Annotated in this window: 16 protein-coding genes; 2 read left to right on the forward strand and 14 right to left on the reverse strand. The window is 47.4% G+C overall.

Going from position 1 to position 19,972, the window contains the following annotated elements:
- Nucleotides 1–226 precede the first annotated feature (226 nt).
- Nucleotides 227–1,324: a Gfo/Idh/MocA family protein gene (locus ADIS_RS19240; RefSeq protein WP_010856361.1), complete on the reverse strand. Its 1,098-nt coding sequence runs from the start codon at nucleotides 1,322–1,324 to the stop codon at nucleotides 227–229.
- Nucleotides 1,325–1,632: 308 nt separating this feature from the next.
- On the opposite strand from ADIS_RS19240, the gene ADIS_RS19245 reads away from it, so the two are divergent.
- Nucleotides 1,633–1,872 carry a hypothetical protein gene (locus tag ADIS_RS19245; protein ID WP_010856362.1) on the forward strand — a complete coding sequence of 80 codons (240 nt, stop codon included), beginning with the start codon at nucleotides 1,633–1,635 and terminating at the stop codon, nucleotides 1,870–1,872.
- Nucleotides 1,873–2,025: 153 nt separating this feature from the next.
- Here the strand turns inward: ADIS_RS19245 and ADIS_RS19250 are convergent, their stop codons facing one another.
- From ADIS_RS19250 to ADIS_RS19330, 13 genes are all read right to left on the reverse strand, one after another.
- Nucleotides 2,026–2,232 (reverse strand): hypothetical protein, encoded by a 207-nt coding sequence (locus tag ADIS_RS19250; RefSeq protein ID WP_010856363.1) that lies wholly within the window; start codon nucleotides 2,230–2,232, stop codon nucleotides 2,026–2,028.
- Nucleotides 2,233–2,238: 6 nt separating this feature from the next.
- On the reverse strand, nucleotides 2,239–2,601 hold the full coding sequence (locus ADIS_RS19255; protein WP_010856364.1) for a hypothetical protein: 363 nt from the start codon (nucleotides 2,599–2,601) through the stop codon (nucleotides 2,239–2,241).
- 2,125 nt (nucleotides 2,602–4,726) lie between these two features.
- On the reverse strand, nucleotides 4,727–4,915 hold the full coding sequence (locus ADIS_RS19275; protein WP_010856369.1) for a hypothetical protein: 189 nt from the start codon (nucleotides 4,913–4,915) through the stop codon (nucleotides 4,727–4,729).
- Between the two features lie 8 nt (nucleotides 4,916–4,923).
- Nucleotides 4,924–5,862, reverse strand: coding sequence for a hypothetical protein (locus ADIS_RS19280; RefSeq protein ID WP_010856370.1), 939 nt, complete (start codon nucleotides 5,860–5,862; stop codon nucleotides 4,924–4,926).
- Between the two features lie 628 nt (nucleotides 5,863–6,490).
- Nucleotides 6,491–6,688: a hypothetical protein gene (locus tag ADIS_RS19290; RefSeq protein WP_010856372.1), complete on the reverse strand. Its 198-nt coding sequence runs from the start codon at nucleotides 6,686–6,688 to the stop codon at nucleotides 6,491–6,493.
- Nucleotides 6,689–7,960: 1,272 nt separating this feature from the next.
- A complete protein-coding gene (locus ADIS_RS19300; protein ID WP_010856376.1) occupies nucleotides 7,961–8,167 on the reverse strand; it encodes a hypothetical protein in 207 nt (68 codons plus the stop codon).
- 108 nt (nucleotides 8,168–8,275) lie between these two features.
- The gene (locus ADIS_RS23035) at nucleotides 8,276–8,446 is read right to left on the reverse strand and encodes a hypothetical protein (RefSeq protein ID WP_010856377.1); all 171 of its coding nucleotides are present in this window, start codon (nucleotides 8,444–8,446) and stop codon (nucleotides 8,276–8,278) included.
- A 239-nt stretch (nucleotides 8,447–8,685) separates the two neighbouring features.
- Nucleotides 8,686–9,570: a glycoside hydrolase family 17 protein gene (locus tag ADIS_RS19305; RefSeq protein ID WP_010856378.1), complete on the reverse strand. Its 885-nt coding sequence runs from the start codon at nucleotides 9,568–9,570 to the stop codon at nucleotides 8,686–8,688.
- A gap of 2 nt (nucleotides 9,571–9,572) precedes the next feature.
- On the reverse strand, nucleotides 9,573–11,906 hold the full coding sequence (locus ADIS_RS19310; RefSeq protein WP_035807109.1) for an MFS transporter: 2,334 nt from the start codon (nucleotides 11,904–11,906) through the stop codon (nucleotides 9,573–9,575).
- 31 nt (nucleotides 11,907–11,937) lie between these two features.
- Complete coding sequence (locus ADIS_RS19315) at nucleotides 11,938–13,212, reverse strand: glycosyl hydrolase family 17 protein (RefSeq protein ID WP_035807063.1); 1,275 nt, start codon at nucleotides 13,210–13,212, stop codon at nucleotides 11,938–11,940.
- Nucleotides 13,213–13,247: 35 nt separating this feature from the next.
- On the reverse strand, nucleotides 13,248–14,996 hold the full coding sequence (locus ADIS_RS19320; protein ID WP_010856381.1) for a glycoside hydrolase family 3 protein: 1,749 nt from the start codon (nucleotides 14,994–14,996) through the stop codon (nucleotides 13,248–13,250).
- A gap of 35 nt (nucleotides 14,997–15,031) precedes the next feature.
- Nucleotides 15,032–18,463 (reverse strand): hypothetical protein, encoded by a 3,432-nt coding sequence (locus ADIS_RS19325; RefSeq protein ID WP_035807065.1) that lies wholly within the window; start codon nucleotides 18,461–18,463, stop codon nucleotides 15,032–15,034.
- 224 nt (nucleotides 18,464–18,687) lie between these two features.
- On the reverse strand, nucleotides 18,688–18,894 hold the full coding sequence (locus ADIS_RS19330) for a hypothetical protein (protein ID WP_035807067.1): 207 nt from the start codon (nucleotides 18,892–18,894) through the stop codon (nucleotides 18,688–18,690).
- 129 nt (nucleotides 18,895–19,023) lie between these two features.
- On the opposite strand from ADIS_RS19330, the gene ADIS_RS19335 reads away from it, so the two are divergent.
- Nucleotides 19,024–19,920 (forward strand): EboA domain-containing protein, encoded by an 897-nt coding sequence (locus ADIS_RS19335; protein WP_010856386.1) that lies wholly within the window; start codon nucleotides 19,024–19,026, stop codon nucleotides 19,918–19,920.
- Nucleotides 19,921–19,972 lie beyond the last annotated feature (52 nt).

Here is a 19,972-nt window from a genome sequence, read left to right on the forward strand (position 1 = left end):
AAAAAACAACTACTTCTGAGCGGTTAGCTGCAATGTGGGTTAAAAAGCTTAATCTGGGAAAATTAATCTGATAGTTTTGTTTTTATTTATGGGGCCTTTTCCCAGAATTTGTCTTTTCTTTTCTCGGCTAGAGTGCTTTGAATTTCCAGTTTGAGTACCTCGAACCCGAATATATAGGGATATATGGACGGGAAATTATGCCAGCTGGATGTTTGCGATTAGTGGACTATTTTTCGACCAAGACCCTTCTTCCCTCCCGGTCACTTTGAATGGCCGCTTCCAGGATTTCGACCACGATCAGGTTGTTTTCCAGGGAAGATAGGTCGTAGGGCTGCATGCTGATTTCCTTGCGGATCAGTCCGGCAAAAAACGAAAAGGGATCATCGTACGGATAGGGCCGGGGAGCCAGCTTGGTGTCGCTTTCCTGCCTTTGTCCCGGCAACCGGCTACTTAGGCGCGTGCCGTCGCGGGCGATCAGGTAGCCCGTCTCCCCATAGGCTTCCAGGTCCTTGCGGCTAAAGGGCCAGTTCCACGAGGCCTGTATCACCCCTTTGGTGCGGGGATACTGCACCAAGATGGTGGCGTCGTCGTCCACCTTGGGGTAGGTATCCGTTTTGATTTGCTTGAGCTCCGCCGTGACGGAGATGGGCCGCTCGCCCTGCATCAGCCAGGTAAGCAGGTTGGCGCCGTAGCAGCCAAAGTCGATCACCGCTCCGCCCCCATTCTGCACCGGGTCGGCCAGCCAGTCCAAAAACTCCGGATTCACGCCGATCTCTTTGGGTCCCTCGTGGCCATCGTTGATGATCACGCGACGGAGTTCGCCGATGGCCTTTTCTTCGTGCACCTGCCGGTACACCTCTTGGTTGGACGCATACCAGGTGGTCTCGTAGTTGGTAATCAGCAGGATGTCATGCGCTTTGGCCAAGCGGGCCATTTCGTTGGCATGGGCGGTACTCACTGCCAGGGGTTTCTCCACCATCACGTGCACTCCCCGGGGCGCGCAGGCCTGCACTACCTCCAGGTGTTCGTAGATGGAGCCAAATGCCGTGACACCCTCCGGCGTTACCTTATCGAACATCTCCTCCATGCTATTAACGTGCAGGGACATGGGCAGCTTGTAACTGCCCATCAGCCGGGAGGCCAGGTCGCGGTTAGGCTCCACGATGGCCACGATCTCCACATCCCCCTTATCGGCCCTGCCCAGTATCCAGTGCACATGCGAGTGGGTGAGCCCCACCACGGCCAATTTCACCTTTTGGCGTTCTTGGGCAAAGGCAGTGCCAAGCGTAAGCAGCAGGAGTAGGGAGCTAAGGAGCTGGGTCATGGGTTTGACGGGTTTGTGGCGTAAGGTAAAGGTAGGTAAAAATGGATAATTGGCCGAAAGTAGGTATTTATTCGGTTTCTAAATTGTAGATATTCACCTAAATCTTAGGTTGTTTTTCGGAGAACAAGCCCGAATCATCCCGGAAAAGTCCTATCTTATGCGATTAAATCGAACCGAACTAAAAAAATACCCAAATAGATTCCGATTCACTTTTATCCTACCGTTGCGCTTTTGTGACTTTTGGATAATACGGTTCGATTTGTGCCACCCATTTCGGTGTAACTGTGCCGCCTGTTTCGGTTCAAACTGTGCCAACTGAAACGTATTCGGAGTCAAATCCAGAGGGACGTTGGCGAAAACTCACCTACGAGGAGCTCATCGCCCGAGACAAAACCAACCTGGATATCTTCTGGCTAAAGGACAAAAGCTTGGCTGACCTCGACAACCTTCCCGATCCGGATGAATTGGCCGAAGAAATCATCGACGACGTGGAGGCTGCTTTGGATGGATTTAGCGGGATTATGGGGATATTGGGCAAAAGCCAGTAAGTGGCTCTTATCTTCTACGTATGAAATTTCTCGCCCGCCTAGAATCTACAGGAATGAAAAAGGCACTAAACTAAGTATTATAGCCAAAGACCGTCGAGGTTCAAAAAACCTCAACGGTCTATAAGGCTCCTATATTCTTTTTTCCGGTCGGTATCAGATCAATCCCAATCTCCGCTTTTCTTCTTTAAATTTTTCCGCGCGGGCGGCCTTCATTCTTTCATAATTTTCTTTTCCGTAGATTTTATAAAAATACTCATCGCCTACTAATGGGATATGACCGTCTTTATCTGCATCCAGGTAAAGATTCCTTATGTCCCTGTCCAACTCTTCATCCGTGATATTTATTTTCTTGTTTTGCATTTTCAACTACTTTCTGGTGAAATTATAGAGTCCTTTAATAAACCGGCCTTGATATTCATTCATGATAGACCAAATTTCGCTATAAAACGGAACCTTGTCCTTTTGGGAGGGCAGGCTTTTGATGTGGTCTTTGAAATTGCCGTAATCAAGATGGGTAATTGTGGTGACCAGTAAGGCTTCCACTTCCTTTCTAGAGGCAAAAACCCGGTAGGCATAATCTTTCTGAGTGGAGGTTTCAATCCTTGTAGCCTCAAATACGTTGGCCAAGTCTTCTTTTTTTCTGGCCCGTACGATTAATTCATTTTCTTTTTGATCGGAAAAATTGTTTTTGACAATTGAATAAAATCCATTTTCGGTTGCTATCCACATATAGTTTACAATTGAGGTTTATTTATTTTATAGCCTTACTTCATCATTGGGTCACCATCCCTTCTTTTTAGCTCATTTATATCCATTCTTTTTCAGCTTGAATCAAGTATCAATATACCTATTTTTTGGCACTTTAAAAAGGATATTGGCATGAATAACAAGTGTATTTTCACGCTATATGAATCCTTCCATTTTAGAGCTAGTCACCATTTTTGGTCGGATGCGCTTGGTAGGTTGAATGGTTATTTACAGTAAGAAGGAAAAAACCGGTCAGACGGTTGTGAATCGTCTGACCGGTCGCAAAAACAACGGCCCTGACATGGACGCAACGATCGCAAAGGGATTGGTAAAAGAGGCGTAGCCCTGTCATCTTCAAACCGGCTGAGGGTGGTCCATTACGCAAAATTAATATGGCAGACTCACTGCTGTTTTCCTTGGTCTTTTTGGCCCATTGGGCGAAATAACCACCAACGAAGCAAAAAATAATGAAGGATCCCGGCTGCTAGGGAACTATAAAAGCCGATTTCCTTGGGATTAAAGGATCCATTAGACCCAATCGACATTAAAACCAACGTAAAGATGAGGCTTCCAATCAAGAGAATAGTTTTATTCCAATCCATGGCAGGGCTATTTTACTTTATCCAAATAATCCTTCTGGTATTTTTTCAACGTGGCCCGAATGCTAAACTCTAACGAAATTGCGAGGCCGATACAGATATAGAATCCAAGTTCTGTTAAGTCAAAAGTACCAGAGGGCATAAGCCACATAAACATAACGCTCATGGATGCAATTCCTACTATTGGTTTCAAAAAGGTTCTTCTCATTTTTTGACTTGTTTAAACTATGTAAACTAACTTGCCAATAATTGATCGGTTACCCATGCTCCAACTCTTTGAATAAAACTTAAATCGCATGCTATTACTGCACCACCTACCCACCCGCTAGCCGAAGCGAATTTGACAAATTTTAAAGTCATTATACACTTGCACCACGAGCAATACGACCATCAATATCCTTAGGTCCCTTACGCTCAAGAGTGGGAAGTTACTGCTGTTTGCTATCCGCTCTTTAATCTTAAAGACCAACTACCAGTGAGGTGATAGTCGATTTTCTTATCGAATTCATATTATTTTTCCGGTTTTTTTTGGAATTTTTTAACTGTCCAAGCAGTGGAGAACGATCCGAACAATCCGGTAAATAAAGACCAATAAAATCCAAAACTTTTCGGATTTGTCGAGCCCAATGGATTTAATACCATCAGGGTAAATGCACACAGCAACCCAAATATTAGTGAGACTAAATGCTCTTTCCAGTTTTTAAACTTCATTCTATTAAGGTCTCCAGCAAGTGCACAACAAACAACCAACTATTTCTAGTGGAGCTCCTTCTAAACGGTGTTTTTAGTTATAAATGGTTCATCAGAGTGTTCCACATTGTTGACAAAAGGATCCAGTATCGCTATTTGGTTGGAAATAATTTAGCTGAATGCCCAAATCTAAAATCGACCCACTGAAATTTCATTTCAGTCTGGAATTTTTTTTACCACAAAGGCCGCAAAGGGGTTTAGTTCAGGGATCAGACCTGAAATCTTTTTGCTAGCATCCGAATCTTTTGCATTTGTGAGGTTTCACCCAAAGACCGCGAAGGCAACGCAGAGATCGCAAAGGGGTTTAGTTCAGGCGGGTTAGCCCTGACATCTTTTTGCGTTTTGAACCGTATGAGCGGCTGCAGAGAGTTCAGCAATCCCTGCCTCGTGGGTTCAATGATCTCTAAGGGCAGAGCCTTTTACTCAACGGCTTCTCTGGAGTTGATTTTATCAGCTTACGACGGGTATTGTTTTTAATTGGAGATCTATGGCCATGCAAGCAGGAAACATCAGACCGGGTATAAATGAAGTGTTTTACAATCAATTTTAAACGGTATTTTCAGGTGTTAAGTATATGGTTAGTTTTGTGTACTAGGTAAATACTGCATATATGGCCAGTGACGGAGCTTTAGAAATACCTGAATAAATCCATGTAGCAATCGACACTGGCCCTATATAGTTGAAAATGTTTTTCTTTCTATCAAGTAAGAGCGTATGTACTTTGCAGCTACGCTTATTCTACCAAATGTTAGTTTCTTTTATTTGGTGCCTTTCGTTTTAATGGCTTTAAAACCATAATAAGTAAGAAAATAAGAAAGAAAACCAGCTCCTATTGATGTATAAAAACCGATTTCTTTAGGATTAAACGAACCATGTGAGCCAAACGCCATCATAATTAAAATGAAGAAGAAACTGCCTATTGCAAGTCTTTTTTTAAAACGATCCATAATTTTTTTTATCGGAAACAGGATGTTAACAATTGGGATGCAATGCCATAGGTAACGCCGGTGATAAATCCTCCAGCCCCTCCAACAACAGCTGCACTAACGCATCCTGTAACTGTACCAACAATTGGAAAAGTAACTGTACCCACCGTGGCCCCAGAATAACATGCGGCAGTAGCGTACGCTACTAAGCCAACCACACCATCTGCTAATACACTTCGGGTATTTACCGAACAACCAGAGGTTTGGAATTCCCCACCTGATTCTGGAAGGAGAACCCTCCTAAAACGGTCAATTCCGCCTTCAAGAACGAAATCTGCATATACCAATGTTCCCGTACTTACGCTCAACAGCCCCAATTTCTCCTCATAATTCAACGAATTTGAGTTTATTATTTGGGTTTGGAAGGCTTGCGCTGTGCTTTTAGTAACAAATGGATCATCAGAAAGTTCCACATTTCTGATAAAAGGATCCAGCATCGCTGTTTGGTTGGGAGTAAAATAATCCCCTGAATTAAAGGCATCCACACGCGTTCGCGCATTAGGGTTGGATCCCCCGCCCCAAAGACCGTGAAACCCCGCTAGGAATTCATCTTTATCGTGACCCTCCAGGCCGATCATTTCCTGTGCCATCGCATGCGCAATTTCGGCAAATAGCTTATCTCCGTTCGCTTGGAGGTCAATGGATTTTGGGTTTGGTGTATAGTTTTCGACCGCGCTTAATGCGATATCTATTCCATTGGAGTAGATTTTGGTCAATTCCTCGATCTCCGTGGAAAAGTTTGAAGGTTGTATTTGCTCATCGCCGGCATCAAGCGAATCGCAGGATGCAAACATTAATAGTACTGCGGCTAGGATAAGCAACCGCTGTTTTGATAGGACCGGGAATCCATTGCTATTCAGGTTTCCTACTCCTACACTTTTCCAATTTTTAATTAGGGTCTGTCTCATAACGAATTAGATTTTTTGGTTGGAAATAATTTAGCTGAATGGCCAAATCTAAAATCGACCCACTGAAATTTCATTTCAGTCTGGAAGTTTTTTTTACCGCAAAGACCGCGAAGGCAACGCAGAGACCGCAAAGGGGTTGAGTTCAGGGGTGTAGCCCTGCAATCTTAGTAGAAAAAGTGATAATATGGTGTGGTAAGGGGCGCCAGCCCTGGTATCTTTTTGCGGGAATAAGTTGATATTGGGCCAAATCCACCCATTGGCGTCACCCAGGCTACCGAAGCATCGCCTCGCACTGGTGACAGATCGTATCCATCCCTCTTCCTTTCGCCCGTGGCGTGAACCCTTTTCTGCTATGATTACGAGGCACCGGTCGGTTTTCCTTTTTTTATCTTTTTACCCTTAAAATAAAACCAGCCCTGGTCAGTCCTTCTTCCCTTGGTCTTTTTGGCCCATTGGGCGAAATAACCACCAACGAAGCAAAAAATAATGAAGGATCCCGGCTGCTAGGGAACTATAAAAGCCGATTTCCTTGGGATTAAAGGACCCATTGGACTCAAACGACATCAAAACCAACGTAAAGATGAGGCTTCCAATCAAGAGAATTATTTTGTCCCAATTCACGGCGAATCTATTTTAATTTACCTAAAAAGTCCTTCTGGTATTTTTTCAACGTGGCCCGAATGCTAAACTCCAACGAGACTGCCAAGACGACACAGATATAAAATCCAAGTTCTGTAAAGTCAAAAATACCAAAGGGCATTAGCCACATGAACATCAAGCTCAAGGATGCAATTCCTACTGCTGGTTTCAATATGATCCTTCTCATTTCTTGATTCTTTTTTCAATCAATGCTCGAAAACCGTACAAAGTGAGAAAATAGAAAAGTATCCCGGCCCCTATGGACGTATAGAACCCGACTTCCACCGGATTAAACGAACCATGGGAACCAAACGTCATCAAAACAAGCACAAAGACAACACTGACAAGCTTAAGTCTTTTCCTAAATCGATCCATAATGCCTTCGTTTAGTACAAAGAAACACAGCACTTCAACCAGCACTTCTCAGACTGTGCGTATGGTTTTTAGATAGGGGAAAATGCTCCAGAATAACCCCACTTTCTGGAGGGAATTCGCCGAAACATAAAAATACCCCCTACTCACTGAAATTTCATTTCAGTCTGGAAGTTTTTTTTACCGCAAAGACCGCAAAGGTGACGCAAAGACCGCAAAAGGGTTGAGTTCAGGGATCAGACCTGAAGTCTTTTTGCAGGAATAAGCTATGTTTAGTGCCAAATCCACCCATTGGGGTCACCCAGGCTACCTAAGCATCGCCTCGCACTGGTGACAGATTGAATCCATCCCTCTTCCTTGAGCTTGAGGCCTGCTCATTGCGTACAGGAAGAAGACTTTTTCCAGCTTGGCGGTTTTTATTGTTGCACAGCAGTTCCCTTCAGTTGTTTTGGTACCTCTTTAAAAAATACCGAGTTGTTTTCACACTAAGGATAGAAACGGCAATGCAAACATAAAACCCAACGCTTGTCACGTCGAAAGAACCCCAAGGGCTCAGCCACATCAAACCTATGGAAGCGATCGTACTATCGAACCATTCGTGAAGCAGGATTCTTTGGAACTTTGTCATGAGCTGATCGATTGAGCACAGCACTGAAATTACGGATTTGTATCTGAACACCAAATCTAAAATCGACCCACTGAAATTTCATTTCAGTCAGGATTTTTTTTACCGCAAAGACCGCAAAGGGGTCGAGTTCAGGGATCAGACCTGAAGTCTTTTTGCTAGCATCCGAATTTTTTGCATTTGTGAGGTTTCACGCAAAGACCGCGAAGGCAATGCAGAGACCGCAAGGGGGTTTAGTTCAGAGGCCTAGCCCTACAATCTTAGTAGAAAAAATGATAACATGGGGTGCTAAGGGGTGTCAGCCCTGGCATCTTTTTGCGGGAATAAGTTGATATTGGACCAAATCCACCCAATCGCAGCTCCTAAATCATTGGTAGGCATACCGCAAGGTAGAATCGGGTTTTGTTCGTCCCATTCGTAGCTTCCGTTCCGTGAAATCCATTCTGCCAAATGTTCCGCTCTTTATTTTATCTTACCCATATAATCCTTTTGATATCTTTTTAGCAAATAATGGGTAGACAAAGCCAATATAACCCCGTTGGCGATTGAAATATAAAACCCAAGCTCCGTATAGTCGAACGTTCCGTAGGGCATCAGCCACATACTCAGCACGGATGCCAAGAAAATATCGAACGGAATGCTGTAAACTATTTTTAGGATTGTTTTCATAGCCAATAGTGTGCTAGACTGCTAGTTGGTAAAAGGAATTTGGGTGTGTCACGAATCGTCCACAGGATCTCACACTCCGCATAAACTCGAATGATGGAGCGATTATTTTCAGGTTTTTCGGTAGAAATAGGCCCTAGCCAAGAAGGTGCCTAGGCAAATTGCCAACATCAATAAGACGAATAGAATATGGATATCAACCAATTGGAAGATAAAATTCACCAAGAGCAATGCGTTCAACGCCAGCGTAATGGTAAAGGCTCGTTCGATTTTTGACTTCATGCCCAAATCTAAAATCGACCCACTGAAATTTCATTTCAGTCTGGAAGTTTTTTTACCGCAAAGACCGCAAAGGTGACGCAAAGATCGCAAAGGGGCTGATTTCAGGCGGGTTAGCCCTGACATCTTTTTGCGGGACTAGGACGGTTGTTAGGCCAAGTTGCCCATTATCAGCTACTGTACCGCTGGTAGGTGCACCGCAAGGGAGTATAGGCTAGGGATTACCTGCCAATTTTTCCAACCTAAAATTTGACCTGTTCCTCTTTATCCCACAACCCCCAGTACGCACCGACATCTCCTTCGGTGCCCACTTTCCACGACTCATCGAAGGAGGAGAAATAGAATAGTTCGATAGACTCCTGACGTGACCAGTTTTGGATGTTTATAAAATACTTCATAAAATTTTCATCCGATGGCACCGCCCCATAAAGCGGCGTACCTTGGCTGGGCCACCCGGTCTCTGTGACGATTACTTTCTTCCCTTTTCCGGCCCTTACGGCCCTGGCATACATATCCTTGATGTATAGTAGGGAATAATCGAGGGCGCAACCTTCCCAGTAGGGATAGCAGTTGGCCAGTAGGATGTCACAGGCGTCGGTGATGCGGGGTTTGTGCTCAAATTCATAATAGGCATCCACATAACCTACCGGAACGCTTGGCAGTTCTTCCTTTACCCTGAGCATACATTCAAGCAACTGATCCTCCGTCAGGTCTTTTCGGTACAGCACCTCATTCCCTACCGCGGCAATGTCCACATAGCCTTCTTTGGCCAGCTTGATCAGGCTTCGGATCTCTTCTTGGTTGATTCTGTCGTCCTTACCCAACCAGGCACCCACAAGGGTTTTCATACCATAGGCTTTGGCGATTTTTGGGATCAGTTCGTTCCCCTCCGTGCAGGAAAAGGAACGGATCCACTGGGTGTAGGGCCGGATGATTTCCAAACGCCTCCGAACCTGATCTTCGGAAAGCAGGTCACCGGGTTGTTGCCCATCTATATAGGGGCTGAAACAAAGCCCGTGCATTCCCAGACTCAATGTATGTCGGAAGTTTTCCGCGAGTTCGTTGGAGGATAAGCCCTGCCATTCCTTTCCGGCGAGGGTCAAAATTTTGTCAGCTTTAAACGACATAGTTATCTGTATTTTAATTCGTCATTTTTATCCCATATTCCCCAGGACTGCCCCACATCTCCTTCCTGCCCAACCTTCCACGATTCATCAAAAGAGGAAAAGTAAAACAGTTCGACCTGTTCCTCTCTAGACCAATTCTGGATGTTTATAAAGTAACGCATGGCATTTTCCAAAGAGGGGAGTGCCTGGTGGTTACCGGTTCCATTGTTTGGCCAGCCAGTTTCCGTGATGATCACCTTTTTACCCTTGGACACCTCTTTTGCCAGGGAGTACATATCCTTCAAATGGGCTGCCGCGTGGTCAATGGGGCTGCCTTCCCAGAAGGGGTAGCAATTGACCAATACCACATCACAGGCGTCCACCAACGCGGGGTATTCTTTGAATTGGTAATAGGCATCCACATAGCCAACCGGAATTCCGGGCAATGCCTCTTTTACCCTGGCCAGGTAGGCCAATAGTTCCGTCTCCGTCAGTTCATTTCGCAGGAGTACTTCATTGCCTACCGCAGCCATGTCGACGAGCCCCTGATTGGCCAAATGGATCAAGGCTTGGATTTCCTTTTCATTCTGTTCGGTGTCACGATCGATCCAGGCCCCTACCAGGGTCTTTAATCCGTTGGCTTTGGCGGTTTTTGGAATAAACTCATGTCCCAGCGTACAGGAAAAGGACCGGATCCACTGCGTATGGGGTGCCACAATCTCCATTCTTTTTTGGATTTGTGCTTCGGACAATGTTTCCCCAATGGTTTGCCCTTCCAGATAAGGGCTAAAGCAAATCCCGTGAAGGCCTGCATGGAGCATTTTGCCGAATTGGACTTTTATCTCTTTTTCGTTATACTCGGGAAATACAAAGTCGGTGTCCAAGGTCTTTTGGCTGAAAGGGAGCACTGCCTCGTTCTTCAGATAGATAGGAGTAGCTTCTGTGGGAACCGAATCCTTGCGGGCATCCAGTATCGCCCTGATCTCATTGGCCCGTTCCTCTGTCAGGTCATAGTCGCGCATCACATACATGGCCACGAGCGTGCCGAGTATGGGCAGGCCGGAATAGAATGCCCGTAAGCCTAAAACCGCCCCCTCGCTTTGGGTTTCCAAGGTAGCATCAAAGCCGACCACCGTCAAGATGGCCCCGCTTAGCAGACCGGCAATGGCAAATCCGAACTTGACCATCCACCAATAAATGGCACCGAATACTCCTTCCCGCCGTTTTCCCGAACTCAACTCGTCCAAATCAATCACATCTGCGGTCATGGACATCATCAGGGTAAACAAACTGCCTATGCCAAACGAAAAGAAAGGCAGGGCAAAGAGGAACATATACGGCTTGCCGGGAATGAACAGGAACCACAGCAGGATATATCCAAAGACTGAAATGCCCTGCGATAGGATAAAGGCACGTTTTTTCCCCATCTTTTTGGAAATCTTGGCGACAATGGGAATCACGATAAAGGTGGTCACCAATGCGCCCACACTCCCAAACAGGGTAGGCCAGACCCCCGCTGCCCCGGCATCTCCATTGAACAGGTAATAGACCACGATGAAGAAGGAAAACGCCGCGATGGTATTGAAGGCGTTGAAGATAAGAAAGGTGGCTATACAAAGCTTCCGAAACGGGATGGAAGTAAAGGCCTCTTTAAACCCCTGCAGGATTTCCTTGAGACTGGATCCGATGGCTTTGACCGTCAGTGGCGAGTAATTTTCATGCAACGTGGATTCACTTTTGATAAAAATGGCGGGAACCAGGGCAAAGATCATACAGACAAACCCCACACCAAAGGCCAGCTGCCGGGTGGCAACATCCGCTGATTCAAACCAGGTGGGGTCATACATGATCACCCAAAACCATGGCGCGATCACCCAGGCCCATTGTCCAATCCACTGCGCTACTGCCATGATGTCTGTGCGCTCGTGAAAGTCGTTGCTCATCTCATAGCCCATGGCCACGTAGGGAACACTGAAGATGGTCAGCCCGAGATAGAAGACAAAAGACCAAAACAGGAAGTACAGGAAATTGAACTCCACGCCATTCTCCCGGTACAATTGCCACATCACCACGAAGGAAATCCCCAAGAGAATGGCACCGACAAACACATACTGCCTTCGTCGCCCCCATTTGGACTTGGTGTTATCCGATATAAATCCCATGATGGGATCCGTGATGGAATCAAATACGCGGGGGAGAAAGAAGAGGATCCCCCACATCCAACCGGGAAATCCTAGGTCCTGCACGAGAACCACCATAAATATTCCCAACACAGCCGGGAACATCTGATTGGCGAGCATGCCGATTCCAAAAGCAATCTTTTGGCCCATCGGAACTTTATTGGTAATTGTTGACATGGTCATTGGGTTATAAAGGCTTTTTTAGGATCTATTTAGCAGGTGGGGTAAGTACTTCTTGCAGCAACTTCGCTTCGTCTCCGGCATAGGTTTTTACAATCGGATTCCCGTCCCTACTCAGGTTTTCAAATACACCCTCGTCCACCAAGTCCCAAATCGCGTACTTGGCCTGCCCTGATTCTGTGAAAATCCCAAAATGATTTTCCGGGCCGATCGGGTTCTTCTCATCTTTCCAGGGTTCATTAAAAGCCTCGAAATAAAAACAGGAAATGCCCGCGGCATTGGTCCACTCGCGCATGTGCCGATAGTAAAGTGCTTGTTTATATTCATCGGTAGCCCGGGAGCCTTCCGGTCCATAAAAGCCATCGGAGACACTGGCCCAGCCGGTTTCGCCTATGTGAATGGGCTTGTCTACCCCGATCAGCTTCATATAATTGGCCACCGAATCATATTGCCATTTTGCGAAGTCCCTTGCCCGAAGCATGGCGGCATCCACTTTTTCGATTTCATCGAGCTGCATTTCCTCTGCGGGTACTTTCCAGAAATCCGGATTGTAGTGGGTATTGTGATACGGGTAGGTATGAATGGAAATATAGTCCACCGCATGGGCCAGTTTATTCAGGTCTTCGGTGTGGTAGAGTGGATCGCCACCGCCCCATGACGAAAAATCGTCCGAACTGGTGATCCAAAGGTCTTTGGGAAGCTCGCCAGAAGCTTTGAGGGACTGAAGGTGGTCTACCCATTTGAGGATCACCCAAGGTTGTACATGGTAGCTTGTGGCCCATTTGACCATGGCCTCGTTTCCAACCGCCACTATTTTGACGATGTCGGGATATTGGTTGGCCAAGGCGACCGCGCGCTCGATTTCCCCTGCATTTTGTTCGCTTTCCGAGTAATGATCGGGCTCCAAATCTGTCCAGGCATTTTTGCAATCTATCCATGCACCCAACATCACATACATCTCAAAGTCAGGATCGTCCGCTTGGAGTTCCTTGATGGCCCGGAGCAAATTGGCCGCATGGGGAAACTGCACGTTGTAAGTACGCAGGATTTTGATCCCCATGGCTGCAAGGATTTTTACATCTTCTTTCAACTGACCTACGGTAGGCTGGATTTCTCTTGATTTTTCACGGTAGCCTTCGTACGAGATTGCCTGGTAATCGGGGTTTCCCAAAATATCTTTCGCTGTCAATTCCATTTGTTTTGTTGGTTTTTCAGATGATTCCTCGGTTTTTGGGTTGCAGCAGGTAAAAGCGGCTGCCAACGCCATTCCAAGGCAGAGCGGTTTAATGAGTCTCTTTTTCATATCTAGGCAGGTTTAAGATCTGGACACATAGTTCGTTATTTCTGATAGGATAGCCCGAAGCCAAACGGAAAGAGCGGGTCGGCAGAAGGATCCCAGGCGTTCGGGCCGTATTTCCCGGAATAATCTGCTTCTGATTTGGGCCAGGAGTGGGGGAGTTTTCCTTTGAAATCATACTGCCCATATAGCACTTCGGCAAGGCCATCTCCTTCAGATCCCGGCAACCAAGCCGCAACAAAGGCATCGCATTGGTTGATCTGATCGGTAACTACCAGGGGCCTGCCCGAAATCAAAACTACCACGGTCCGAATGCCCCTTTCTGCATACCTTCGTAGATAGCCCCGATGGGCATCGCTGAGCGTATGCTGAAACATGTCCATTTCACCACCGATGTCACCGAAGAATTCTGCGTAGGGAGTTTCGCCAACCACAATAAGGGCGACTTCCGCATCCGGATAGGCGGCACTCCCGTCCGGGTCGTAGTAGACCATATTTTCGGAAAACTTTTTGATTCCCTCCAGTAGCGTGGTGGCGCCTTGGTAGTTTTCGGTAGTACCCTGCCAGTTCACCGTCCAGCCTCCGGATTGGAGCCCGGAGTTATCGGCAAACTCACCCACGACGACAATCTTCTGGTCTTTTCTAAGCGGTAAGGCCTGGTTTTCATTTTTGAGGAGTACCAAGGATTCCCTCACCGCCTGTCTTGCAACTGCCCGATGTGCCGGGATTCCGATCCTATCTATCAAATCCTTGTCCGGATAGGGCCGATCAAAAAGCCCAAACCTGAATTTCTGGCGCAGGATCCTGCGAACCGCATCATTGATCCGTTCAAGCGGAATATCGCCGCTTTGGACGCCTTTCCTCACCCCCTCCTGAAATAGGTCTAGGTCCCCATCCACCGCCATCACCATGTCGATGCCCGCAAGGATGATGTCATTTTCACCAAACCGGGAATAGGCCTTCCAGTCCGAAACCAAAATACCGTCAAACGCCAGCCTTTCTTTCAAAAGATCGGTGAGCATGGCCTTGTGGGCATGCATGGAGAGATTTCCCAGCGTGTTGAAAGAGGCCATTATGGAACCTACTCCCTCGTCGATCGCAGCCTGATAGGGAGGGAGCAAAAATGCCAGGACCTCCTCGTAATTGAGCGAAGTATGGCCTCCTTCCACGCCAAAATCCGTGGCCCCATCTCCAATAAAATGCTTGGCCGTGGCCATCACGCCCGGCTTTTCCTCGCTGCCCTGATGACCTAGCACCGATGCGCTACTAAGTTTGGCTGTCAATTCGGTGCTTTCTGAAAATGCCTCATAGACCCGTCCCCATTTTTCATTGAACGGGATGGCCACGCAGGGAGAAAACACCCATTGAAATCCCGTGGCCTTTGCCTCAATGGCCGTAATGGCCGCTGCTTTCTCGACCAATTCAGCGTTGCCTGCGGCGCCCAGACCGATGTTATGGGGAAAGATGGTCGCCCCTTCAAATGTATTCTGTCCATGCACCGCATCCACCCCAAAAAACAGGGGTATACCTAACCGCGTGGACAATGCCTCCTTCTGAAATGCCGCGAATTTGGCCTGCCACTCCAGCGCATCGTTTCCTGGCAGCGGACCCTGGGTATGTATCACCGAACCAATGAACCTTTCCCGAATGTCCCCAAGGCTGATATCGTCAAAATGGCGCACCTGCGTCATCTGACCAATTTTTTCATCCAGGGTCATCTGCTCTAAAAGAGCCTCGACTTTTTCATCGGTTAAGGGGTTCCTTTTGGCGGGTTTGCCCATTTTTGTCATACTAAATCAAACATTTTCAATAGTTTATCACTATACTACCGTAGGATTTTTTTATCCAAATAGACCACCAGCTGTACCACATTCCCTGTTCGCATAAAGACTTCATCGCTCGTCCTTTTATCCAGATTTAAGTCTTCGATCCTTGTTTTTGTGCCCTCTTTCAAGAGCACTTCCAGGCGATTTTCATCGCTGAGTTGATAAACCACCGGAACCTGGCAATAGGTAAATACCAGGGATTTTCCTTTCACGGCGATTTTCTGCGGTCTCCCGTGCACATCGACGTAGCTGAAAATCGCGTCATTCCCTAGAAATTCCGATTTTCTCAGCATGCATGGGTTGAAGCTTAGCAGGCCGTTTCGGATAAAAACCCCCAATTCGCCCAATCGGGAGATAATATCCTCCTTTACCTGCCCGGTCATTCCGGGCTGTTGGGCTCCTTTGTTGGCCGGCGTGTGGGAGTAGGGGTCTGTCGGAAATGCCCCATAGAGGGTGGGGGACTTATGAACCCCAATGCCTTCGCTGATTTCGTAGTAATGCTCCAGGAGTCTGCCAACCAGTGTTTCGTTTTCCCTGCCTTGGATGGCTTTTAGGCAACATTCCTGCACTGCCAACTGCAGTTTGGAAACCATGTGCCAGTAGATCGACCCCAAACCTTCGTATCCATAGAAAGTTCCGGATCTTCCCGTAAAGGCTTTGTGGTTAAAGACTTTTTCGAAAACCCGCAGCACCACTTGCTTGTCCTCTCCGTCCACCTGATGCTCCGCCTCATCCAATGCTTCCAGTGCTTTGCACAGATCATTGGCATTTTTGAAGTTGCCATTGAAATGGTAGTCTCCGTTGGCGTCCATTTCGATGATGCGGTTATTGCCCGATTGGAGCAGCTTTGTCAAAAGCGTGGAGTTGGATACCTCTGCGTGCGGAATGTTGTTTTTTTGAAGGAAGCCGGGGAGTTGCTTGTCGGGATAGAGTAGATAACTGTACTGATCTTCCCTGAAAAGCTGACTGGCCTTAAGACTGTCCAGTGTCGCCACTGCCTCCTCGGATGACAAGTAACCAGAACTCAACACAGCCACCTGTCCTTCCAGCATTTCGCTTAGATAGGAAAGGGAGACCTCGGCTTCATTTTCTACCGTCATCAAGTTGTATGCGTGGTACAATCCGTCTGTTCTTTTGTTTGCCCGGATGGTATGGTCTAGGTACCTGAGACAAAGGGTGGAAAACCCGGTCAAATCTTGTTTGGCCAAAGGCCTTTTTGATCCGGTAAAGGATCGCTCGTAAATCTGCTGCCGGTATTGGCTGCCAGCCTGTCCCAAGCCGTCCAATATCCCTTTTCTGTCCAGGTCGGAGATCGGCCCCTTAAGGTGCCCTTGGTACTGGATCAGGGTTGTTTTGACGTTTTCAAAAAAGGCAGCTAATTCTTCGGATACGCTAAACTCCCTATGTTCACTGCTTTCAAGGATTTCGTTCAAAAAGGTCATAAACCTTCGCAAATAATAGAGCGTGACCATGGAGACGCCATTGCCTACCAGGGCATTGTTGGCATCGTTCCATTCCGGTCTTTGCGTATTCATCCAAATACCACCCTCGGGAATGAAATTGGACAGCTTGGACAGGATCGTGGCCAGGATTTTTTCGATAAAATTTATTCGATGGATCGCTCCTTCCCGGTTTTGAAGCAGGGCGGCGTCAGAACCCAGGGAAGCCCAGCGGTCTTGGATTTCCTGATCTAGGTGGTGGTCAAAATCTATGGTATCCTTTGGGTTTTTCAGTATATCCCCGTAAGGCCTGACCCGATAGGGGACATTGGCGTAGACGAAGGTATCCTCGTGAAAGAATGTGCCCAGTCTTCCCGGAGCGTAGTTTTCCGAAAACTCCAGAAATTTCAATAGATAAATGATCTGATGGTCTCCCCAGTACCCGATGTAGGACCAGGGGTCGTCCGCTTCTATCCTTTCCCAATCGATCCCGTGTTTTGTGATCCTGTAGGGGTTATACCCATCAAAGGTGGAGGCATTTAGAAACTTTAAAACCATGCCGTCGATAAATTCCGGGTAGGCATAAGCCAAGGCTTCCCAGTTCTGGAAAATATCCCGCCAGTTGCCTGCATAATCCAGCACCTTTGTGCCATCGTCTTCGTTGCGGGTATTGATCGAGAATTGGTTCCATGGGCGGCTAGGGTCGCCATGCCTACGGCTAAATTTGAGTGGAAGGTACTCAACCAACAGCCGCTTTAGGTCTTTGTCCTCGAGTTGCTGCGCCAGTGTTTTTAGTTTCGTGAGAGACAATTGCTGGGGCAAACCCTGAACGGTTTCTTTGTGCCGCTCAAAGAGTTGGAGGTTCGCCTTGGCAAGGTAATTTGAAAGGTCGGCTTTTTCGATTTGGTAGTTGTTGTCAAAAATTCCACCCCGCATGATGTTGAAGAGGGTGTTGGCAAAATGGCGGGTATCCTTCAGCGGATCGGAAGTCAATTGTATGCCGTCCGATGCCGCATTCAATCTCAAAAGCTGTTGTGTCCCGGTCTCAATATCCTGTTTGACCTTGCCCATCAAATGAGGATCATGAAGGATGGATTTGGCCAGGGCGATGATCTGGGAGGCATTTTGGTTGATGTCTGCGGCCAACACCCATTCTTTCGTCTCTTTGGCCGCGAGGTTCAGTTCCGTATGGACAAAGTAGGCCCCCTTTTCCGCTTTGATATCGTATTCAGGGATAATATTTTCGCCGTTTCTGAAAGCCTTCAGTTGATTGGAGGAAAGGAGACGCTGCGCATTTTCCAGCCCCAAGGACCAGGCCACCGTGGCCTTTAACGCCTCACTGGGTTCCGCTTTGTCCACGATAATGGCGCTTAAGGCAAAGATGCCCACACCGCTCTCCGTCTCAAGCTCGCTTCTTTTATAGGCGTCCACCAGGTTGCTTCGCTGGTTTTGCAAGGCACTGCCCACGCCATAGGGCATTATGTTTTGGATTCCGTCAATGAGTGAAACGAAGGTTTCGGTGGGTTCTTCGTTGATCAGCCTGCTGGTCTTTACAAAGCCATAGCGATCGCTGGTACACCATTGATATTGGAAGGTGAGGCCTAGATCGTGGTTGATTTCTTCAAAAAGAATTTTGTTGCCGAAGGCGTTTTTGTATAGGTTGCGCGTGAGGTTAAAGTGGTCTGCATAATGGATGGAGTAAGGTTCCCATACATGAGACCTTCCCTCTTTTTTAACACGCAGGATGGTCTTTGAGCCCGTCACCTCATTGGATTCGATGATTTTATCATCCGTGTAATAAGGGAATAGGGCATTTTCAGGGTCTTTTCTTCCTGCACTCAAACCACCGTTGCTGCCGATAAACAGCCAATGATTGGAGTTGCTGATGATAGTCATAAAAAATGGCCGCATTCCATCGATGTTGGATATTTTGTAATACACTTCACCGTCAAGATGAATTTGGCTTACATGCGGGGCTTTGATTATTTTCAACGGGTAATGAATTTGAGTTTACTGATCGATTGAGCGACTTTAGATTGATTTTCGCTGTATTTTTATAAGTGACTACGAAGCAATCAAATGAGAGCTTGAAGATCAGGCCAATGCACGGTAAATGAAAAAAAACCATTACATCAATTATTTCTTTGTACTACTACAAAACTTCTACTCTGCCCCTACGGGTCTAAAAATTGGGATCGCAGAACAGCGGATCTGACCTATCTCACGTTGGTAGCTGGGCAAGGTATCGTATCCACGTTCCCGGGCCATCTCCTCCTTTTCTGGGAAAGGAAATGCTCGTCAGTCCATTCGTCGGAAGCCATGAGGATTTCCAGGCTGAAAACAAAAAAAGGCAGCTGTAGAAGTGCTGCAAGGATTTCATAGTGATGCCCATGTTCAACAGGCTGGACAAGTTTTGCTTCCATCCACCGTTAATCCCCAACCTTTTGCATCTGGTTTTTGTCCTGCCCACTCGTCAAAAACCGCAGCCTTTTCGCCTTCCTCCGTCAAAATAATGCTAACTTTACGGAATTGTAGCTATTACACCTCTAGCCATGAATACCCCATTGGACCATTCCCGGATAACCGCCTATTTACTGGAAAACCTGCAGCAGCAGACCCCCGCCGGGGCCACGGAATGGATGCAGGCGCAAGCCGTAAAGATCGCAGGCGCAGATAAGGCCTCCCCGCTCTTTATTGCCTTTGGCCAAGCTTCCAGGTACTTTCCCAAAGAGGCATTTGCCCTCACCACCGAGGCAGCGGCAAGTGCCAAAGAGCTACGGAAGGATTGGAGGCCGGAAACCTGGGATCAGCTCAAAGCGGCACGGGCATATTTGGTTTTGCACCTGAATGCGTCCGATGCCGACCGGTGGATGGCACAGGTCAGCCGCCTATTTGAGACGGGCGATATGTACGAGCTAGAGGCACTCTATGCCGCCCTCTGCATCCTGCCCCACCAAGACAGGCTGGCACAGCGGGCTTCCGAAGGCCTGCGATCCAATATCAGTACGGTCTTCGATGCCGTGGCACTGAACAATCCCTTTCCTGCCGAGCAGCTCAACGAAATGGCCTGGAACCAACTGGTGCTGAAAGCCATTTTCCTCCAACGCCCCCTGTACCAAATCATCGGCTCCGATAGCCGCAACAATGCCAACCTGGCCGATACGCTGCTCGACGCCGTTCGCGAACGGTGGTCGGCAAACCGTAGTGTGATGCCGGAATTGTGGCGCTTCGTAGGCCCGTTTATTGATGACAGCAACTTCTACCTTATCGAAAAACTCTTTGCCCAAGGGAGTGAACTTGAATTTCAAGCCGGGATGTTGGCACTGAAAGCGAGCAACTACACGCCTGTGCGGAAGCTGATGGAAAGGCATCCGGAGATAAGCCGACAGGTCGAAGCGGGGGAGATAACCTGGGACACCGTGGGCAGGCAATACATTCCCTTTTCCTGAGCAGCCGTCTATAGGAGACAGCGGCAACAGGCAGAAGCCTTGAAAAATAGGA

Source organism: Lunatimonas lonarensis, from assembly GCF_000390185.1.
GTDB lineage: Bacteria > Bacteroidota > Bacteroidia > Cytophagales > Cyclobacteriaceae > Lunatimonas > Lunatimonas lonarensis.

Excerpts from the sequence above, each read along its gene's own strand:
- ADIS_RS19240 (WP_010856361.1), bottom strand. The coding sequence starts at position 1,324 with ATGACCCAGCTCCTTAGCTCCCTACTCCTGCTGCTTACGCTTGGCACT.
- ADIS_RS19250 (WP_010856363.1), bottom strand. The coding sequence starts at position 2,232 with ATGCAAAACAAGAAAATAAATATCACGGATGAAGAGTTGGACAGGGAC.
- ADIS_RS19255 (WP_010856364.1), bottom strand. The coding sequence starts at position 2,601 with ATGTGGATAGCAACCGAAAATGGATTTTATTCAATTGTCAAAAACAAT.
- ADIS_RS19275 (WP_010856369.1), bottom strand. The coding sequence starts at position 4,915 with ATGGATCGTTTTAAAAAAAGACTTGCAATAGGCAGTTTCTTCTTCATT.
- ADIS_RS19280 (WP_010856370.1), bottom strand. The coding sequence starts at position 5,862 with ATGAGACAGACCCTAATTAAAAATTGGAAAAGTGTAGGAGTAGGAAAC.
- ADIS_RS19290 (WP_010856372.1), bottom strand. The coding sequence starts at position 6,688 with ATGAGAAGGATCATATTGAAACCAGCAGTAGGAATTGCATCCTTGAGC.
- ADIS_RS19300 (WP_010856376.1), bottom strand. The coding sequence starts at position 8,167 with ATGAAAACAATCCTAAAAATAGTTTACAGCATTCCGTTCGATATTTTC.
- ADIS_RS23035 (WP_010856377.1), bottom strand. The coding sequence starts at position 8,446 with ATGAAGTCAAAAATCGAACGAGCCTTTACCATTACGCTGGCGTTGAAC.
- ADIS_RS19305 (WP_010856378.1), bottom strand. The coding sequence starts at position 9,570 with ATGTCGTTTAAAGCTGACAAAATTTTGACCCTCGCCGGAAAGGAATGG.
- ADIS_RS19310 (WP_035807109.1), bottom strand. The coding sequence starts at position 11,906 with ATGTCAACAATTACCAATAAAGTTCCGATGGGCCAAAAGATTGCTTTT.
- ADIS_RS19315 (WP_035807063.1), bottom strand. The coding sequence starts at position 13,212 with ATGAAAAAGAGACTCATTAAACCGCTCTGCCTTGGAATGGCGTTGGCA.
- ADIS_RS19320 (WP_010856381.1), bottom strand. The coding sequence starts at position 14,996 with ATGACAAAAATGGGCAAACCCGCCAAAAGGAACCCCTTAACCGATGAA.
- ADIS_RS19330 (WP_035807067.1), bottom strand. The coding sequence starts at position 18,894 with ATGGAAGCAAAACTTGTCCAGCCTGTTGAACATGGGCATCACTATGAA.
- ADIS_RS19335 (WP_010856386.1), top strand. The coding sequence starts at position 19,024 with ATGAATACCCCATTGGACCATTCCCGGATAACCGCCTATTTACTGGAA.